General features: G+C 49.5%; 13 protein-coding genes. 6 read left to right on the forward strand and 7 right to left on the reverse strand.

What is annotated here, in order from left to right; genetic code table 11:
* Positions 1–3: 3 nt before the first annotated feature.
* Together Pan54_RS15015 and Pan54_RS15020 are read right to left on the reverse strand one after the other, a co-directional pair.
* Positions 4–2,439 carry a DUF1549 domain-containing protein gene (locus Pan54_RS15015; protein WP_146504256.1) on the reverse strand — a complete coding sequence of 812 codons (2,436 nt, stop codon included), beginning with the start codon at positions 2,437–2,439 and terminating at the stop codon, positions 4–6.
* 41 nt (positions 2,440–2,480) lie between these two features.
* Entirely contained in the window at positions 2,481–3,410 is a 930-nt protein-coding gene (locus tag Pan54_RS15020) for a thiamine-phosphate kinase (RefSeq protein ID WP_165441789.1), read from the reverse strand.
* Between the two features lie 69 nt (positions 3,411–3,479).
* Between Pan54_RS15020 and Pan54_RS15025 the strand changes: the two genes are divergently transcribed.
* The 4 genes from Pan54_RS15025 to Pan54_RS15035 all read left to right on the forward strand — a co-directional run bounded on the left by Pan54_RS15025 (position 3,480) and on the right by Pan54_RS15035 (position 9,521).
* Positions 3,480–4,901 carry an efflux RND transporter periplasmic adaptor subunit gene (locus tag Pan54_RS15025; protein ID WP_242631334.1) on the forward strand — a complete coding sequence of 474 codons (1,422 nt, stop codon included), beginning with the start codon at positions 3,480–3,482 and terminating at the stop codon, positions 4,899–4,901.
* 36 nt (positions 4,902–4,937) lie between these two features.
* Positions 4,938–5,624: an efflux RND transporter permease subunit gene (locus tag Pan54_RS26420; protein ID WP_242631335.1), complete on the forward strand. Its 687-nt coding sequence runs from the start codon at positions 4,938–4,940 to the stop codon at positions 5,622–5,624.
* The gene (locus Pan54_RS15030) at positions 5,552–8,440 is read left to right on the forward strand and encodes an efflux RND transporter permease subunit (protein ID WP_242631336.1); all 2,889 of its coding nucleotides are present in this window, start codon (positions 5,552–5,554) and stop codon (positions 8,438–8,440) included. Before Pan54_RS26420 ends, Pan54_RS15030 begins: the two co-directional genes overlap by 73 nt.
* A gap of 178 nt (positions 8,441–8,618) precedes the next feature.
* Entirely contained in the window at positions 8,619–9,521 is a 903-nt protein-coding gene (locus Pan54_RS15035; protein ID WP_315852383.1) for a DUF6655 family protein, read from the forward strand.
* A gap of 76 nt (positions 9,522–9,597) precedes the next feature.
* Here Pan54_RS15035 and Pan54_RS15040 read toward each other — a convergent pair whose 3' ends face one another.
* Positions 9,598–11,388, reverse strand: coding sequence for a GTPase (locus Pan54_RS15040; RefSeq protein WP_146504259.1), 1,791 nt, complete (start codon positions 11,386–11,388; stop codon positions 9,598–9,600).
* Positions 11,389–11,660: 272 nt separating this feature from the next.
* Between Pan54_RS15040 and Pan54_RS15045 the strand changes: the two genes are divergently transcribed.
* Positions 11,661–13,154, forward strand: coding sequence for an arylsulfatase (locus Pan54_RS15045; protein ID WP_146504260.1), 1,494 nt, complete (start codon positions 11,661–11,663; stop codon positions 13,152–13,154).
* 466 nt (positions 13,155–13,620) lie between these two features.
* Here the strand turns inward: Pan54_RS15045 and Pan54_RS15050 are convergent, their stop codons facing one another.
* The 4 genes from Pan54_RS15050 to Pan54_RS25905 form a co-directional block, all read right to left on the reverse strand.
* Entirely contained in the window at positions 13,621–13,971 is a 351-nt protein-coding gene (locus Pan54_RS15050; protein WP_146504261.1) for a hypothetical protein, read from the reverse strand.
* 259 nt (positions 13,972–14,230) lie between these two features.
* Positions 14,231–15,640, reverse strand: a complete 1,410-nt coding sequence (locus tag Pan54_RS15055) for a DUF1501 domain-containing protein (protein ID WP_146504262.1) — start codon at positions 15,638–15,640, stop codon at positions 14,231–14,233.
* Between the two features lie 161 nt (positions 15,641–15,801).
* On the reverse strand, positions 15,802–16,956 hold the full coding sequence (locus Pan54_RS15060; RefSeq protein WP_146504263.1) for a beta-ketoacyl-[acyl-carrier-protein] synthase family protein: 1,155 nt from the start codon (positions 16,954–16,956) through the stop codon (positions 15,802–15,804).
* A gap of 63 nt (positions 16,957–17,019) precedes the next feature.
* Positions 17,020–17,172, reverse strand: coding sequence for a hypothetical protein (locus Pan54_RS25905; protein WP_165441790.1), 153 nt, complete (start codon positions 17,170–17,172; stop codon positions 17,020–17,022).
* A gap of 321 nt (positions 17,173–17,493) precedes the next feature.
* On the opposite strand from Pan54_RS25905, the gene Pan54_RS15065 reads away from it, so the two are divergent.
* Positions 17,494–18,312, forward strand: a complete 819-nt coding sequence (locus Pan54_RS15065; protein WP_146504264.1) for a sugar phosphate isomerase/epimerase family protein — start codon at positions 17,494–17,496, stop codon at positions 18,310–18,312.
* Positions 18,313–18,394 lie beyond the last annotated feature (82 nt).

Raw genomic sequence — 18,394 nt, forward strand, 5'->3', positions numbered from 1 at the left:
TAATTATCGCACATACAGAAACTCGGGCGAAAGACAGACGATCCACAGCAAATCCTCAATCGACTCTATTGCCGGTTCTACACCCAGTTCGACAAGCAAGATTTCTTTTTCCTGAGGACTCGGTTTTCTGCTGTAAGCAAATTCGTAAATGAATTCAATCAGTCCCTCAGGATTTCCCTGAAATTGCTGCTGGAGATGGCTGGCCCCGGCTGCCAGCGAGTTCATCAGAGTTTCGCCATTCGCAAGATTGATCGCTTCGAGTGTTGTCAATTCCTGGGGACGGGAGGTGACGATTTGATCGCGGTTTGGGCGGCCGAGAGCCGTCATGAGGAAATCGTTCTTCATCAACGCGGCTCGGACCATTGCGGGTTGCTGATCGGACAAGCCTAACGCGAGCGATTCACGAATCGGCTGGGCGGTCGATTTTGTCCAGACGGATAAGGCTGGCACAATTGTGACCGGCTGCCAGGTTCCGGTTATACGCCCCAATCGTCCTTCTCGTGGTTCGTTCAATGTTGGATTCCACTCCCAGGTTGCGTCACTGACCAAACTTGTCGCTTCTCCACTGGAGTGGAACATTCGAGCTTCGAAAAAGAAGCCGGCTGCGTTGGGTGTGGATCCTTCATTCGTTGCCCGGATGACAATTTGATTCCCGCCGACTTTCAAATGAGGCCGCAGTATTACGGTAGTCGGTTGTTGCCAGTCTTTATTATGTGCGACCTCTTTGCCATTCACATACACGATGGCTGCGTTGTCACAAGTCAGCACACCAACAGCTCTTTCCGGCAATTCATCGAGATTAAAGGTCTTTCGCAGCATGATCGACTCCCCTGCGGGAGGAACTTTCCCTTCTGCTGCGGAATCTCCCCAGATCCAGCTCGCTGTCAATTCGATTTGCCGGGCTTCTTCTTCATTAACAAGATTCCGCATGACGGGAGCATCGATATTATTCGGAGCAGAGTCCGTCAGCTGCCAGACGGCATCCAGGAATTGCTCAGCTGTCAAACGTCTTGGGCGTGGACCGCGATAAACATAGTCGGAATCAGATTCCTGCTGTACCGATTCCATTTGCGATTGATACGCCTGCGATGTAGCGATGTGGGCCAGCAGTTGTTTCAGGTCGTAATCGTGTTCAGCGAAGTAACTCGCCAGATAATCGAGTAAATCGGCACTCCAGGGTTCGGTGTGCATAGCATCGACTGGATGCACAATGCCGTGGCCCATCAGCTGGTTCCATAATCGATTGGCAATTGTGCGGGTGAGTCGTCCGTTGTCGGGATGAGTCATCAGGTTCGCGAGTTGTTGCAAGCGTTCGTCACGAGGAGCAGAGGCATCAATATCACCGAGTTCGGGAAAGATCCAATGAGCCTGAGCCTGTTCGCCGGTCGGTTTGTCGCAACGGTGAATTTCGAGAGGGCGTTCCGAATAAATCGCAGCCAGTCCATAAGCTTCGCTTAATTTCCAACGGTCAATGAAACTGTCGTGACACGATGCACATTTCATATTGATGCCGAGCAACGATTGCGAAATGCTCTGGGAGAACTGGATTTCGACCGTTTGCCCGGCACTCACTTCGCCCCGCCATTTGATACCATCGATAAAACCTCGACTTTCGCCGGAAGGGGGAGCGATCAGTTCGCTAACGAATTCGTCATAAGGTTTGTTATTGAGGAGAGCCGCGTAAAGCCAGCCGCTGATTTGACTACGACCTCCTGTAATAAATCCAGTTCCTGTATAATCGTTTCGCAGCAAATCGTTCCAGAACGTGAGCCAGTGGTCGGCATAGGCAATCGGATTGTCGAGCAATTCGCGGATCAATTCTTCCCGTTTTTCATGAGACTGATTTTGCAGAAACTGATCTCGAAGTTCAGGAGTCGGTAGCAGGCCAGTCAAATCAAGCGAAGCTCTTCGCAAAAATGTTTCATCGGAAATCGGTTCGGGAATCGACACTGAATGCTCATTAAGATATTGATCGAGTATTCGGTCAATTGGATGCGATCGGCCGGCATGGGTAGCAGGCAAGTCCGGTTTGCGGGGCAGAAGTGGAGGTTCATAAGTCGATTCGGCAAAAGTAAAACCCGGCTCCCATGGCATTCCCTCTTTGACCCAGCGAGTGAGTAATTCAATTTCAGCCAGAGAAACTCGATCCTTCTCGAACGGCGGCATCTGTAATTCGGGGTCGGGGGAGTTGATCAAATCCAGAAAATAACTGGACTCCGGCTTTCCAGGAATGGCGGCTTCACTTTCAAGAAACAGTGCCCGCGTATTGATCGAGAAGCCTCCCTTGACATTCGATTTGCCATGACAATCCACACAATGTTTTTTCAGGATTGGCACAATTTCATGTGAAAAATCGATCGGCTTTTTGTCTTCAGCACTCGCTTCCCCCAGTGTAAAAAACGAAAAAGAAATTAGAATTGTAAACCATATTAAATGCATGATGCTTTATTCCTGCTGAATCGCACATGTTGTGACACTAATCAGGGATCAAAATTATCCAGCTTATGGACAAACCCTTTCAATGAGCATGATCTTTTCAGCCCCCGTTCGTCAACCAAATGACAGCCGGGAACGGCAGTTATGAGACCGACTGGGAAAATCTGAACGGGACAGGATTTGTTTTTGAGAATCTTTTCCAACTCTGCCGGTGGCATTGTCCAGAGCAATTCGAAATCTTCACCATCACTCAAGGCGTGATCGAGTGGCGGAGTCTCATCGACAAACTGTCCAACATCCTCGGAGATGGGGATTTTTTCAGTAAATATCTCTGCGCCAACTTTGCTCTCATTCAAGATGTGGCCCAGATCGGAAATCAGGCCATCACTAATATCAATCATCGAAGTGACTTTGGCATTTTTACTGAGCCAGAGTGCTTCGGCAATTCGTGGAGTGAATGTAAATTGCCTGCCAAAAATACTTCCGCCTAGTGGACCACTGACACAGATTTGATCTCCCAGCTGGGCTCCTTTACGTCGAATTGCTTTCCCCTGTTCGGTTTCACCGTAAATTGAAATATTTATCGCCAGCGAATGCGACCAGGTATTTGTATCGCCACCAGCGATGGGAATCTGGAATTCATTGGCTGCGTGAACCAGTTCCTGAAATAATTGTCTCGCCTGCTGCGGTTTCCAATTTCTGGGAAAGACGACACTGACAAAAGCAGCCGTGGGTCTTCCCGCCATCGCAGCAATATCGGAAAGATTGACGGCCAGAGATTTGCGGGCAATTGATTTTATAGAGTCGATTTCCGTGCAAAAATGGACACCGTCGAGCAAAAGATCGGTTGTGATCAGGGTTTCATAACCGGTTCGCTGAGATATAATCGCACAATCATCTCCAATTCCAAGATTGACTCTGCTATCATCACCCTGTAATGATTTAAGTTCCTCGATCAGTTCAAACTCGACCACAAAAGTCATCCTCTTTCGCGGGCCTGTGCAAGCAAATCTCACAGAACCTTCATAATTAATGACACCACTATGCAATTAAAATTGATACATCAGCTGTTTATTGTCTCACAGCGGAATTTACTCCTCAGGATACGATTCTCTCCGTCTGAGATTGCCACCGCAACCCTGGCCTTGCTCTTCATACTGACTGCAAGCCAGGCCAAGGCCCAGTTCGGCCCCTCTCCGGTTGTCGTTTCGCCTGTAGTCAAAGAGCAGGTGTCTGTTGGTCAGAATTTTGTGGGCACGGTTCGTCCAATTAAAACTGCAGCAGTCGGAAGTGCAGTGAATGGTCGAGTTTCTGAGTTTCCTATTAATGAAGGGGATTATATCGAGGCGGGCTCTCCACTGGCTCAATTATTAACGGAAACGATCAGGTTGGAGCATGAAGCCGCTGTTCACGAACAGGATTTGCGAGAACAGGAATTAAAAGAACTGGAAAACGGTTCGCGACCGGAAGAAATCAGTCGGGCAAAAGCCGCACTGGCCGCTGCGAAAGCCGCCAAAGATTACAACGAGAAGAAACGTCAGCGGGCAGAAGATTTGTATGGCCGCGGAGCTATTAATTCCGACGAAATACAGTTGATTTTATCTGATTATATCCAGGCCGAGCAGATGTTTGTCCAGATGACCGAAGCTTACGATTTAGTTGTCCAGGGGCCTCGAAAAGAACAAATAGCCCAAGCTCGTGCACAAGTCGCGATTCGCAAAGCGATTGCGAATCGGTTGGCTGATCAACTCAAAAAACACACGATTCGTACTCCATTCAATGGATTTGTCTCCGCAGAGCATACCGAAGTGGGGCAGTGGGTCAGTCAGGGAGAACTGGTCGCTGAAGTGATTGAGCTCGATTATGTCGATGTCGAAACCTACGTTCCTGAACAATACATCGCCTACATTCATAAAGGACAGCAGGTGACCGTGGAAATCCCTGCCTTACAGGATCATCTGTTTACAGGGACCGTAGAAATGGTGATCCCTCAGGCGGATACTCGTTCCCGCACCTTTCCAGTAAAAGTACGCCTCAAAAACACGATTGAATTTGCTGAACCGAGTGAAGAGAAATCAGAAACCATCTCGATCAAAGCCGATCCTCTGATCAAATCGGGAATGCAGGCTCGGGTTCATTTGCCAACGGGAAATAAGCAGGAGGCTCTCCTGCTGCCGAAAGATGCTCTGGTACTTGGTGGTCCGCAGAGGATTGTGTACGTGGTTGTCCCGGGTCAGGAGAAAGAACCCGCAACGGTGAAACCAGTTCCAGTGATCGTGGGTGTTGCGAACGGAGATCACATTGTGGTTCGCGGGGATCTGCAGGAAGGCGACCAGGTTGTCATACGAGGAAACGAACGCCTGCGTCCCGGTCAACAGGTTATTCCTCAACTTGAGAAATCGAAACCTCAAGTAAAAAAATCAAAAGAAGGCGGCGAGCTTGCTGCACCTCCGGCTCCTAAATAACTGATCCGACTCTAATCCTCTATTGGCTATCCTTTCATGTCGCTTATTGAAGCCATTATCAAAAACCCGATCAAAGTCATCGTTGGCATCTTGATGATGGCGCTGTTCGGATTCGTCGCTTTCATGCGAATGCCCATGCAGTTGACCCCGGAAGTCAACCGTCCCACGATTACCGTGGAAACGAGTTGGCCAGGAGCCAGTCCCCAGGAAATTGAGCGTGAGATTGTTGTCGAGCAGGAGGAGTATCTTAAAAGTGTTCAGGGGATTATTAAGCTGAAATCCGAAAGTGCCGACTCGAAAGGGACAATCACTCTCGAATTCCAGGTTGGCACGAACATGGATGAAGCGCTGCTCAAGGTCAACTCCCGCCTGCAGCAAGTGCCCGATTATCCCGAAGATGCCGACCAGCCGGTCATCAGTACCGCAAACTCCTCCGACAGTCCGATCGCCTGGTTCATTCTGAGTGCTCGCGCTCCTGATGCGGAACAATTTGATGCCTTTATCCAGAAGTATCCCAAGTATCGTGAAGAGATCGAAAAAGCCCGCAATTCTCATAATGTTGGTTTGACGATGTTGCGTCTGCGGCAGATGGCGGCTGTCAATCCCGTAGTGAAAGAATTGCTCCCCCCGATGACCTGGATGTTCCTAAGTTGCGTCGGTTTGCTGAAGACGAAATTGAAGCACGCTTTGAACGGGTCTCTGGGGTTTCGCAATCGAACGTAATTGGCGGCCTCGAAGAAGAACTGCAGGTTGTCGTCGATCCCGAGAAACTCGCTTCCCGACAATTAACAATTGGAGATGTCCGTCGCGTATTACGAGGGCAGAATGCTGATACTTCTGCGGGAGATTTCTGGGAAGGCAAACGCCGCTGGGTCGTACGGACCCTCGGTCAATTTCGCGACATTGAAGATGTGAATCAACAGTTGCTGGCCGTGCGGGATGGTGCTCCTGTTTATGTCCGCGATGTCGCTGAAGTCCGTCTTGGCTACAAAAAACCTTCGGGACTCGTCCGACGTTTTGGAGAATCGAGTATTGCGGTCAACTGTATTCGGGAAACCGGCGCTAACGTACTCGACATCATGGAAGGTCTCAAAGAAGTTCGAGCGGAAGTCGATGAGAAAATCCTCAAGCCGCGAGGTCTGCAACTTCTGCAGGTGTACGATGAAACCGAATATATTTATTCGTCTGTCAATCTGGTCCAGCAGAATATCTTCATCGGCGGGGCGTTAACAATGATTGTCCTGATGCAGTTCTTGCATCTCAATCTGCGGACATTGATCCTGACTCCATTCATTCTGTTCTTTGCGATGGCGGCGGCTTATGTCAATCCCTGGTTCTTTGCGATTAGTCTCGTGCTCATTCTGATTGCCGGTTTCTGGTACGCTCGTGGAGCCTTAATTGTCGGCCTGGCAATTCCGACAAGTATCATCGGCACATTCCTCGTACTGGGAATGCTCGGGCGATCTCTCAATGTGATTTCTCTGGCAGGACTTGCATTTGCAGTTGGTATGCTCGTTGATAATGCCGTTGTAGTGCTCGAAAACATTTATCGTCATGCCCAGATGGGGAAGTCGAAACTGGAAGCTGCCAAACAAGGCACTTACGAAGTCTGGGGAGCAGTTGTTGCTTCCACAATGACGACGATTGCGGTCTTCTTACCGGTCGTGTTTGTCGAAGAAGAAGCCGGGCAACTGTTTCAGGACATCGCCATGGCAATCAGTTCTGCGGTTGGCTTGTCGTTGATTGTTTCGGTCACCCTGATCTCCACTTCCGCAGCACGACTCCTCAAAGCGACACCGGTGAAAGACCACGATCCTCTTCATGAAAAGAGATCAAAAAAAGCTTCTCTGCCTGTAAGACTCATCGAACAAACTGGTAGCCAGTTTGTTCGTATGATCGTCGGCATCAATCGCATGTTCATTGGTAGCGTTGTAATGCGGCTCGTCATGATATTCTCGATGGTGGGAGCAGCCATCATTGTCAGCTGGATGCTCTGGCCGAAGGTCGATTACCTGCCAACCGGAAATCGCAATCTTGTCTTTGGTATCCTGCTTCCTCCACCAGGGTACAATCAGGATGAATTGATGGACATGGGGCAAACGGTAGAAGCCGCTCTGCGGCCTTACTGGGATATTGATCCCGACAGCCCCGAAGCAAAAGAACTTCCTTTCCCTGTGATTGGGGATTTCTTCTTTGTTGCCCGGGGACGCATGGTGTTTATGGGATTGCGGGCTCACGATCCTCTGCGAGCTGGCGAATTGATTCCGCTCATTCGCAAAACAGGCATGATGATTCCCGGCACCTTCGCTGTTGCACAACAATCCAGTCTCTTCGAGCAGGGGTTAACAGCCGGGCGAACGATTGACGTTGAAATAATCGGGCCCGATCTCAAAAGACTTGTAGGCATGGGGGGACAGGTTCTCGGCCAGGTCATGCAGCTCATACCCGATGTCCAGGCTCGACCTGTGCCAAGTCTTGATCTCTCCAGCCCGGAAATTCATTTGAATCCCCGACTGCTCCAATTGGCGGAAATGGGAATGACCAGCGAAGACCTCGGCTACACCACCAATGCCCTGGTCGATGGTGCTTATGCAGGCGATTACTTCCTGGGAGGCGACAAGATCGACCTAACGATTATCGGCCTCGAACGGAGTGTGCAATCGACTCAAGACGTAGCCGCACTCCCTGTCGCTACGCCAACCGGCCAACTGGTTCCGCTGGCAATGCTGGCAGATGTTGAGATGAGCAGTGGACCGGAACAGGTGGATCATCGCGAACGCCAGCGTGCGATTACGATTGTCGTCACCCCACCGGCAACGATGGCACTTGAAGATGCAATGCAAGTCATCCAAACTCAAATTGTGAAACCAATGTACGATAGTGGTCAGCTGGGACAGGATGGATATCGAGTCAACCTGAGTGGAACAGCCGATAAACTTCGCGATACCTGGCTCTCGCTCCGATTCAACGTCAGTCTGGCCTTGCTCATTACCTATCTGCTGATGGCGGCTCTGTTTGAATCGTGGTTGTATCCATTCGTGATTATTTTGAGTGTCCCACTGGGAGCCGTCGGAGGAATTCTTGGCCTGCAGTTGCTCAATCTGTTCGTCTTTCAACCACTTGATGTCCTGACCATGCTCGGCTTCGTCATTCTGATTGGAACGGTGGTCAACAACCCGATTCTGATTGTGCATCACTCGCTCGATCTAATCCGACTCGAAGGATTGTCCCCTTCCGAAGCCATTCTCGAATCGGTCCGCACTCGTGTTCGTCCTATCTTCATGACGACCACCACAACGGTTCTCGGCTTAATGCCCCTCGTTTTGTTCCCGGGAGCCGGTAGTGAACTATATCGCGGGCTTGGTAGTGTCGTGTTAGGCGGATTGATTGTCTCCACAGCATTCACGCTTATCCTCGTTCCCCTTCTTTTCAGTCTGACGATGGAAGCCAAGCATGCACTTGCCAAAATGATCTGGGGACGTGATGCGAAAGAACTTCAATCCGAACCAGACCGCGAACGTGAGCTTGCAGAAGTTTGAAGAAGAGAAATCACACTTCGTCAGACAATTCCTGACCTACACTCCCTGTAATTCTTACAATTCTCAGCCACTTTCCTTAAGAATTCTCAAGGATTCCGGTCCATCTTGGTGAGTGGGCCGTTTCCGCTATAATGAATGCCACCTCACAACCCTCCTGTGTTTTAACTTTTGCGTGGCCATGTCCAAATCCTGTTGTCATCTCTGCCGATCCTTATTTCCGGTCGTGGTTCTATGCCTCGTTTTAAGTGGTTGCGGGAAAAGTATGGTTCAAAATGGGACCGAACAACTGCTCACCTCCGATGCCGTTGACCGCGTAGTGGCTCAAATTGACTTTACACCTCTTACTGGCCAGAAAGTCTATTTCCAGGACCAATACATCAAGGACATAAAGGGCATCGGCTTTGTGAATGGGGACTACATCATCAGTTCGCTACGCCAGCAGATTTTGGCGGCGAACTGCAAGCTCGAAGAAAAAGCCGAGCAAGCTGACTATATCATTGAAGCACGCGTAGGAGCCTTGGGGAATGATCAACACGAAGTCAGTTATGGTATTCCTGCCTCCAATGTCCTAAGTTCCGTATCGGCTCTGAGTCCCGCGACTCCTCCAATACCAGCAATTCCAGAAATCTCATTCGCCAAGAAAAAGCAGCAGGTTGGAGCCGCCAAAATTGGAGTATTCGCTTATCATCGGGAAACCAAAGAACCGGTCTGGCAGGCAGGGGTAAAAGCGAGCCGAAGTCGGTCGAAAGAATCATGGTTTATGGGAATTGGTCCTTTGCAATCCGGCACAATTTACGATGGTCCAATGTTCGCTGGAGCTAAAATCAAGAGACCTATTTATCAGCTGTTTACTAAACAATATAAACAGCCCGAAGCACCAGTTCCTCCGGTTCAATACAAAGATCCTCACATGTTCCCGATCGCCAAACGGCTCGAACAGGAACGACAAATTGAAAAGATCCAGCATCCCGACAGCGATATTCAATGGGCAGGCCACGAAGAGGGAAGTGATCAGATCAAACAACTGGTCGATCAAGCCTCGAAGTTGAAACCCGACGAAGAAGAGCCTGCGAAAGAATAGTAGGAAATATTTTTCGAGATTGGGTGGCTGGGGTCGCAGTGAAGCGGAGCCCCCAGAAATTTCTTTTGCACAACAGTTATCGAGGTGAAGCCAGATTCGTCTCCGAAGCCTGTTCCGCTCTGAGTGAACGGCACTCTTCTTCCAGATTAACGAGATCTTTGTACTGGCTGATCGCCAACTGGCATTCGTGCTGCAGTGCCGGGAAAAGATCGTGATGCAACCGGCGCTGAATCAATCTGGAAACCAGATTGCGGATTTCTTTTTTCAAGCCCCTTCGCAATCGTCTCGTAAATAACATGATAAACAGACCGCACCAGAGCAGCAAAAATACTCCCGCTGGAATATAAAAATCCGCAGTCAGGATTTCTTTACCGCGCAGAAACGAATCGTAAAAGAAGTTTCTGCCGATACGATACAGCAGAAAACCAGGGTAAATCAAAAACAGCAGATCGTACATCACCCGCACGTATGTTCTCGAATTTCTTTGCCCCAGTGTCTCAACGGCTTGGTCGACTTCTTTCTGAGCATCGTGCAGAAACTCTTCCTGAAATCCACTTCCAATGGCCAGTTGCTGGACGTTTAAATTCTCGGTCAGATTTTTCGTATCAATACCAGCCTGTCGAGCATATCCATTCAGGACGATTCGCTTCTCTTCGATATCCCCTTCACTGACAGCCAGATCATTCAACTCGGAAACGAGCGACGTAAAATCCTGCTCCTGCTGATGCTGCTTCCATAGCCGAGCCCCTTGAGTCAACCCCAGTAGAGCAACATGCGCGGTTGTACGAGCACGCATCAACCCGAAGGATCCCAGCAGCGTTCCCAGACTGTGATTCAAACGCAACAGCCAGGAAAACGGACTGCTGCCCCAGCGTCTCACAACGGCATCGACCAATCGCCGTTCCCACAATTGCCGGGCACCCAGCAAATCTTCCTGCAGTTGACGCGACATCTTTTCCTGAATGCCCCGCGTATTTTTCTCCAGTTCAGCCGTCATCTTTTGCAAAGCAGGCTGATATTCCTGCAACAGATTCGAGGTGCGATTCAGCGTCGCATACAACAAATCCAGGACATTATCCCGCCGGATACGCCCGCGATTCGAGGATGACAATTGATGCAATAAAAAGTTCTGCAGCCGGGCCAGTTCCCCACTGGCCTGCTTCCCGCTGAGTTGTTCCTGCAGTCCTTTAACGGAATCAACAAAGAAAAGCTCCGGGATTTCGTATTCGTCCGAAAGATGTTTTTTCCAATCCTCACGGATATCGACATCGCGATCCGCATGAGTCTGCACAAACACCAGTTTGCAACCTGCAGCTGCATCGCGAAGTTCATTCTGCACATTGGCTGAGCGATATTTCTGCTGAGTCGATGTGTAAATCAGCACGTCCGATTGCGGCAGAAATTTGCGGAGCCGTTCGACATTGCTGGAAGCATCGTCCGTTTCAGAAGTATCTGGATCGGGACAGTCGACAATCACAATATCTTCAAGCAGAGGCACATTCGCTCGTACCAGATCGCAGTCGTCGGTCGGCAATTGCAGCAGATCAAAATTGATTTCAGGATGCACCAGAATTTGTGGACGCAATGTGGTCGGTCGCTGACGTCCCGAACTGGTCACTTCCTGCCCGAGTATCGCATTCACCAGTGAACTTTTTCCAGTCCCTGTGCCGCCAAACATCGCGATCACCAAGGGCATCTGCAGGCGTTCGCGAACACTGCGAACTCTGGGAAGCACCCGTTGCAGAAAATGACGTGCCCGTTGCGCAGGCTCCCAGCGAGTTCCCTCGCCCGGCCAGTCATCGCAGCGATCAATCAAATGATCGATGTGCGATAGCAATTCCAGTTGTGATAATTCGGCTTGTCTCATAACCGAATATCTTGGCAGAGGTTCTGGCGGGATGCAATTGAATCAAGCATGAAATGACAGCCCGTTGAACGGGATGTCAAAATAAAAACCGCAAAGACGTCAAGGTCAGTGAGGGGGAAAAGGCAATAACCAAGCGTGTATTTTGTTGATTATTAAATGAAATGCGGGACAGGAAACTTTTCAGTCACATTTGAGAACTCACCCTCAAGTTCGTATTCTTACAGAAATGCATCATCAATTATTGATATCTTGTTCGCCTAAAGGATCTTTTCATGCCGGAATTGACGAAACTCTTCATTCTGACAATCGCAATCGTGAGTCTCATTTCCACTGCATCCATCAAAGCTGATCCTCCGCCAAATATTGTGCTGGTGATCACCGACGATCAGGGATATGCCCAACTTGGCCGCAATGGTCATCCCTGGATCGATACGCCCAATATGAATCGGCTCTATGATGAGAGTGTGCACTTCACACGATTTCTCGTCAGCCCGACCTGTGCTCCGACCCGTTCGGCCATCATGACCGGACGGCATCCGATGCAGAATGGCGTGACGCACACGATTCTCGAACGGGAACGAATGACTCTCGATGCAACCATTCTGCCTCAAGTCCTGAAAACGGCTGGCTACACGTCCGGTATTTTCGGTAAATGGCACTTGGGCGATGAAGATGAATATCAGCCTCACAATCGCGGGTTTGCAGAAGCCTTCATTCATGGAGCTGGTGGAATCGGTCAGGCTTACGACTGCAGTTGTGCCGATGCACCCGGTAACAAATACTTTGATCCTGTGATCAAGCACAACGGCTCTTTCGTCAAGACGGATGGCTATTGCACCGATCTGTTTTTTACGGCTGCGTTGGGTTTCATCAAGAAGCAGGCCGAACAAAAGCAACCCTTCTTTGCCTACATTGCGACCAACGCTCCCCACGCACCTTTTATTGCTCCCCCTGAAAATACAAAGAAGTTCAAGGATCGAGGCTGCAACGATAATCAGGCTGGCTTTTACGGCATGGTCGAAAATATCGACGAAAATCTGGGACGACTGCTCGACAAACTCGAAGAGTGGGATCTCGAAAAAAATACCATCGTTATTTTTATGTCAGACAACGGCACCGTCGGCAACGGTTGCGGGGATCCGGATAAGGCGATTGGCGAATTGGAGGACGGTTCAAAAATGTTCCCTTTCAACGACAACATGAAAGGCTTCAAAGGGAGCCCGGATGAAGGGGGAGTTCGTGTTCCGTTTCTGGTTCGCTGGAACGGAGTTTTAGAACCCGGTCATGAAATCGATCGCATAGCCGCTCATATCGATATTTTACCGACACTGGCTGAAGTCACTGGAGCAAAACTCCCAGAGGATCAGGTGGCTGGTCGCAGCTTATGGCCTCTGATCAAAGGAGATTCTGCAGACAGCTGGAAAGATCGTCTGTTATTTACTCATGTCTGCCGCTGGCCAACCGGTGCCAATCCAGACGATTATCAATGGAACAAATTCGCGATTCGCAGTCAGCGTTATCGGTTCGTCAATAACAACTCACTGTACGATATGCAGAAGGATCCCAATCAATCGACCAATGTCATTGACGAAAATCCCGAAGTCGTCAAGCGGTTTCGGAATTCCTATGACAAATTCTGGAAAGCCTCACGCCCGCTAATGGTCAACGAATCGGCTCCGATGTGCCCCGAGCGACCATTTCATGTGCAGTACTACCAACAAAAAGAAAAAGGTGGTATTCCAGACTGGCAAGCTCCTGAACTGTAATCATCGAGTGGCTTGGGTCGTAGCGAAGCGCAGCCCTCAGTTTAATTATTGAAAAGCGAACGCTTTTGTAAAACGAGGGTGGCGGGGGCGCTCCACGAAGTGGAAGCCCCCGAAAGTTCTTCAGTAGTAGTTTGGGTTAGCGAAGCGTAACCCAACAAAAAAGGGTAATGAGAAGTGTTGGGTTACGCGTTCCGCTAACCCAACCTACGCACTGTAATCCGTGCAGAAAATTCTAAGCAAGCAGGTGGATTAGGTCGTAGTGAGCGAAGCCAACAGGTTACTTTTATTTGAAAACCAATCCCGAACATTGCACTGCCGGCAAGAAAGCAGTGGCACCCAATGAACATTGAAGCTTCTTGTGCTTTCAGTACAAATTCGGTCAAGCCACTTTCTTCATGTGCATAGTAGGAAAAACATGGAAACAAACCAACATTTTAACTTGAAATCCAAAACAGTCGCTAAAAGTTTAAAGCGGGGTCTCTTCTGCATAGTCCATTGTTATTAACTTCCCTGAGATAGTATACCAAAACGTTACAAATACAAATAAAGCTTTCAGAATCCCTGACGACTGTTTTGTTGAACCACCGACTGCGACTACAGCTCGAAAACAGGAACCGAAACCGATATTTGGTTCCTGTTTAATCAATGCTTTAGAAACAACTTCGTAAACAATGCCAGCGGGGATTACAAGTAACCCAGAGTCCATTTCAAGTTTTCCTTTTGCTTCAATTTCAATAAATCGTCGCACATCCTCAATCACGAGTTCATCTGGTAACCACGAGTCGAGATCAGAAAGGTAGTTATTTGCCAAAGTCATCAATGAAGACCTCCACGCACAAATCTATCAATAACCGTACACACCTTGGATATTGAATTGGTGAATTAAGTTCTCTGAATTGTGCAAAATATCTCGGAAATTATGACCGCTAAAAATTGCATCCATTTGCACCACTTTACACTACGCTTGTAACTTGTTCCGTTAACACTGTCTGCAAATCCGTTTGTGATACTAAGCGGAGGGACGTACCACGATGAGGATATCCGTGAAATTATTTCAAAAGCTTATGCAAGAACAATCAAGCTAAAATCTCTTCCACCACATGACCATGTACATCGGTCAGCCGAAAAGCACGGCCCTGAAAGCGATAAGTCAGACGTTCATGATCGATGCCGAGCAGGTGCAGTAATGTGGCGTGAAAATCGTGCACGTGGACCGGTTTATCGACGATGTTATAACAATAGGGGTCAGTCTGTCCGTGAGCCATGCCTCCACGAACTCCGCCGCCGGCCATCCATAAACTGAAGCAGCGGGGGTGATGGTCGCGTCCGAAATTGCCTCCCGATAATTTCCCCTGGCAATAATTCGTCCGCCCAAACTCTCCCCCCCAGATGACGAGCGTATCTTCTAGCAGTCCGCGTTGTTTCAAATCCATCACCAGAGCAGCCGAGGCCTGATCGGTTTCCTCAGTCTGTTTTTTGATCCCCCCCGGCAAGCCACCATGATGATCCCAGCCGGGATGATAGAGCTGAATAAATCGGACACCCCGTTCAGCTAATCGGCGAGCCTGCAGACAATTCGCAGCAAAGGTGCCTGGTTGCCGGGATGGTTCGCCGTAGAGTTTGAAAATGTGATCGGGTTCATCGGCACAGTTGGTCGCTTCTGGAATTGAGGTTTGCATCCGGAAGGCCATTTCGTACTGCGCGATTCGCGTTTCAATCTGCGGATCAACCGTCTGCTCTTGCTGAATATGATGCAGTTGATTCAGAGCGTTGTGCATTTCTAATTTTGTTTCGCGAGTGATTCCATCCGGATTGTTCAAATACAGAACGGGATCGGGCCCGCTACGAAAACGAACGCCCTGATGTCGAGCAGGGAGAAAACCATTGCCCCAGTATCTGGAAACGAGCGGCTGGCCACCTTTGTCTTTGGTGGTCATCACAATAAAGCCAGGCAGGTTTTCGTTCTCACGTCCCAGTCCATAATTCAACCAGGCTCCGATACTCGGACGTCCGGGGAACTGGGACCCCGTCTGCATGTGGGTGACGCCGGGACCATGATTGATTGCGTCGGTATACATGGAATTGATGACACACAGGTCATCGGCAATTTTTGCAGTGTGGGGAAGCTGATCGCTCATCCACAGGCCTGCTTCTCCATGCTGAGCAAACTTGAACGGGGAACCGACCAACGGCAGACTCGATTGATTCCCGGACATGCCGGTCAGTCGCTGTGTGCCACGCACTTCGTCGGGAAGTTGCTCGCCATGTTTTTCGTTGAGCAGGGGTTTGTAATCGAGCAGATCCATCTGAGACGGGCCACCCGACTGGAACAGGTAGATCACCCGTTTTGCACGAGCGGGAAAATGACCACTCGGCAGGAGAGCATCATCCTCAGCAGCCCGAACCTTTGAAGGATTCATCAAATCGCACAGGGCGATTGCTCCCAGTCCCATTCCAAAATTGTTTAATAAATCACGTCGATTCATGGCATCACAAACTTGTTAGAGAATTTTCTCTCGGCCTCTCAGTAGGACAGGCATCTTGCCTGTCTAACGAATCTCACTTGAGGTTCGCATTATGCGAATTGACAGGCAGGATGCCTGTCCTACATATCTATTAATCATCTTCAGTTTAACATGTTTGGATGTCAAATGCTCGAACGTTTTCCCCGATGAATCAGGCAAGCGGTCAGATGTCCGCCAAATCCCAGAGAAAGCTTAACCCCCAGTTCAACGGGCTGCTCAATCGTTTCTCTCTGGACTGGTCTTATTTTGCAGTCGGAATCCAGGTGCTCCAGATTTCGAATCGGGGGTATCAATCCATCACGCATCGACAGCAATAACCAGCCCAGTTCAATACTTCCGGCTGCTCCGAGGGCATGTCCATGAGCCCCTTTTGAAGCGGTACTCCACGGCTGTTGACTAATCTCTCCAAAGATGCAAGAGACAGCCGTTGCTTCACACAAATCGTTAGCACGTGTTCCTGTGCCGTGAAGATTGAGCAAATCGATCTCTTCCGGCTTTCGTCCAGTCTGTTTTAGCAAATCTCCCAGCAGGCGAATTAAACCATTGGCTTCCGGATCAAGTTGCGTCAAACCGATTGCGTCATTATAGCGGATACCCCGTTCCCAGTAGCCGTAGGGGGCAGCAGTCGATTGATCAAGCAAATCTTCCCGAGCGAGTACAAACATCGCCCCCCCGGAACCAAGCACGAACCCGGAACGCTCTTCATCAAACGGACGGCAAGCCGAGGTTGCAGGCAAGTCTTTTCGAGCCAGTACGCCGAGTCTTCGATAGGAGTGCAGTACGTACGGGTTGATCGAGGCATCGACACTGCCCGCGATGACATAGTCGCAGTCTCCCTGCTCGATTAACTGCACGCCACGCAATACGGCATCGAGTCCCGTGGCGCATGCCGCAACTGGGCACAGTGCGGGGCCTTCAATGGAGAACTCATTTACGACACGGCTCAAGGGAGCAGATGGCCAGAGTGAGGGAAACGCAATCTCATTCTCTAGGTTATATAAATCAAGAGGCCCCTTACTGGTTCCGATCACCGCTCCCCAACGCTCGGAATTCGGTTGGAGTCCGGAATCTTCAATCGCTTCGCGAGCCGTCCTCAGGGCGATTCGCTCTGGTAAAGTCTCAGCCAGAGTTAAGTCATCCTCAGGTAGCGATAACGCTCCAGCAATTGAAGTGACCGCAGGATCGAGCGGTGAGTGATTGAGCAGAGATTGCCAGCTGGATTCCCGATTTTTTCCCAGAGGTGTCCAGAGGCCGATACCGATTATGGCCACAGACATGGTGCATCAGTGAAAGAAGAACAGGAGGATAACACAGGCAGTTGATTAAAAGGCATTCAGGAATTAACGACGATTTGCGGAACGGCAAACCGCAAAGACCGCTCCAGCAACACCGGCCAGCACAATCACAGCATCGATAAATGGAAATCCAGTCGACACATTGGACGATTGAGCCAGCGAAAAAATCTGGTCAACAGGAAAATTGAACATGCTCATAAGTCAAACTTTTTATTGATAATAAAGGACGCACCCTTATTACTTTACCGCCGAACGATTCCCGACACAAAGCCGATCCCGATTCTCCCTGAAAAAACTACCGAAAATCTCTCGAATATACCGTAAATCAATAATATTCTGGAATCACGGATGGACACGGATAAACACAGATTTTAGTGTCGCAAGATCCGTGTCCATCCGCGGTTCAATTCTTTGATCTATTCGTTCGGAGTTAAGCTGAAAGATGCGATTTTCTTGTGCATTTCTGTTACAGTTTCCAGTTCACAATTTGACGACTATATACTCAGCTGGGAACATCACATGAAACTGGGATTGATCAATTCTGCCTGGGCTCAGGCTGGTCGCGAGACGGCTTGGGGGATTCAGAAGACGAAAGAAATCGGATTTGACTGTATCGATATTTTTGCCGATCCCTTCGATATCGATATTAAAGAACGACTGCTCATCAAGCGGGAGTGTGATCGTCAGGAGTTGCCGATAGTTTCGATCTGCTGTGTCGCGGTCGGCTTGCTCGATTTCAATGCGAGTGTCCGCAGGTTCCATCTGGAACGCTGCATTGCTTACCTCGACATGTGCTACGAGTATGAGGCGGAGAATCTGCTGCTTGTTCTCGGCGAATATATCTGGAATAAGGAAGTTATTCCCCCAGCCGAGCAATGGCAATATGGAGTCGAGACTTGTCGCGAACTGGCCGATTATGCAGATGATCTCGGCTTGAAAATTGCGATGGAACTCGAACCGTTTTCGTTGTCACTGCTCAATAATGTCGAATCGATGAATCGCTTTATCGACGAAGTCAATCACCCCGCATTGCGTGCTAATATCGATGTCTCGCACTTATTACTGGCTGACGTACAGCCTGGAGAGCTGAGTCAGTTAAAAGGCAAAGCGATTCACGTGCACATTTCCGACTGCGACGGCAAAGTCCACGGCGACTTACCCCCTGGAAGAGGCGTTGTCGATTTTCCGCCGTACCTTGAAGAGATTCGCAAATTAAATATCGAGGGGACGGTTTCTATCGAACTCGAATATTCTCCCGATCCCAACAATATTGAAGCCTGGGTAAGAGAAGCTTACGAATCGACCGCAAAGCTGATGAGCGAAAGTGGATTGCGATAAAACAGTCCCCTCTCCTTCTGGGTGAGGGCAATGGGTGTGGAGTGTAAAGCAGCGTCGAGAAGCTCCCCTCATCCGGCCTACG

It is taken from the genome of Rubinisphaera italica, from assembly GCF_007859715.1.
Taxonomy (GTDB): domain Bacteria; phylum Planctomycetota; class Planctomycetia; order Planctomycetales; family Planctomycetaceae; genus Rubinisphaera; species Rubinisphaera italica.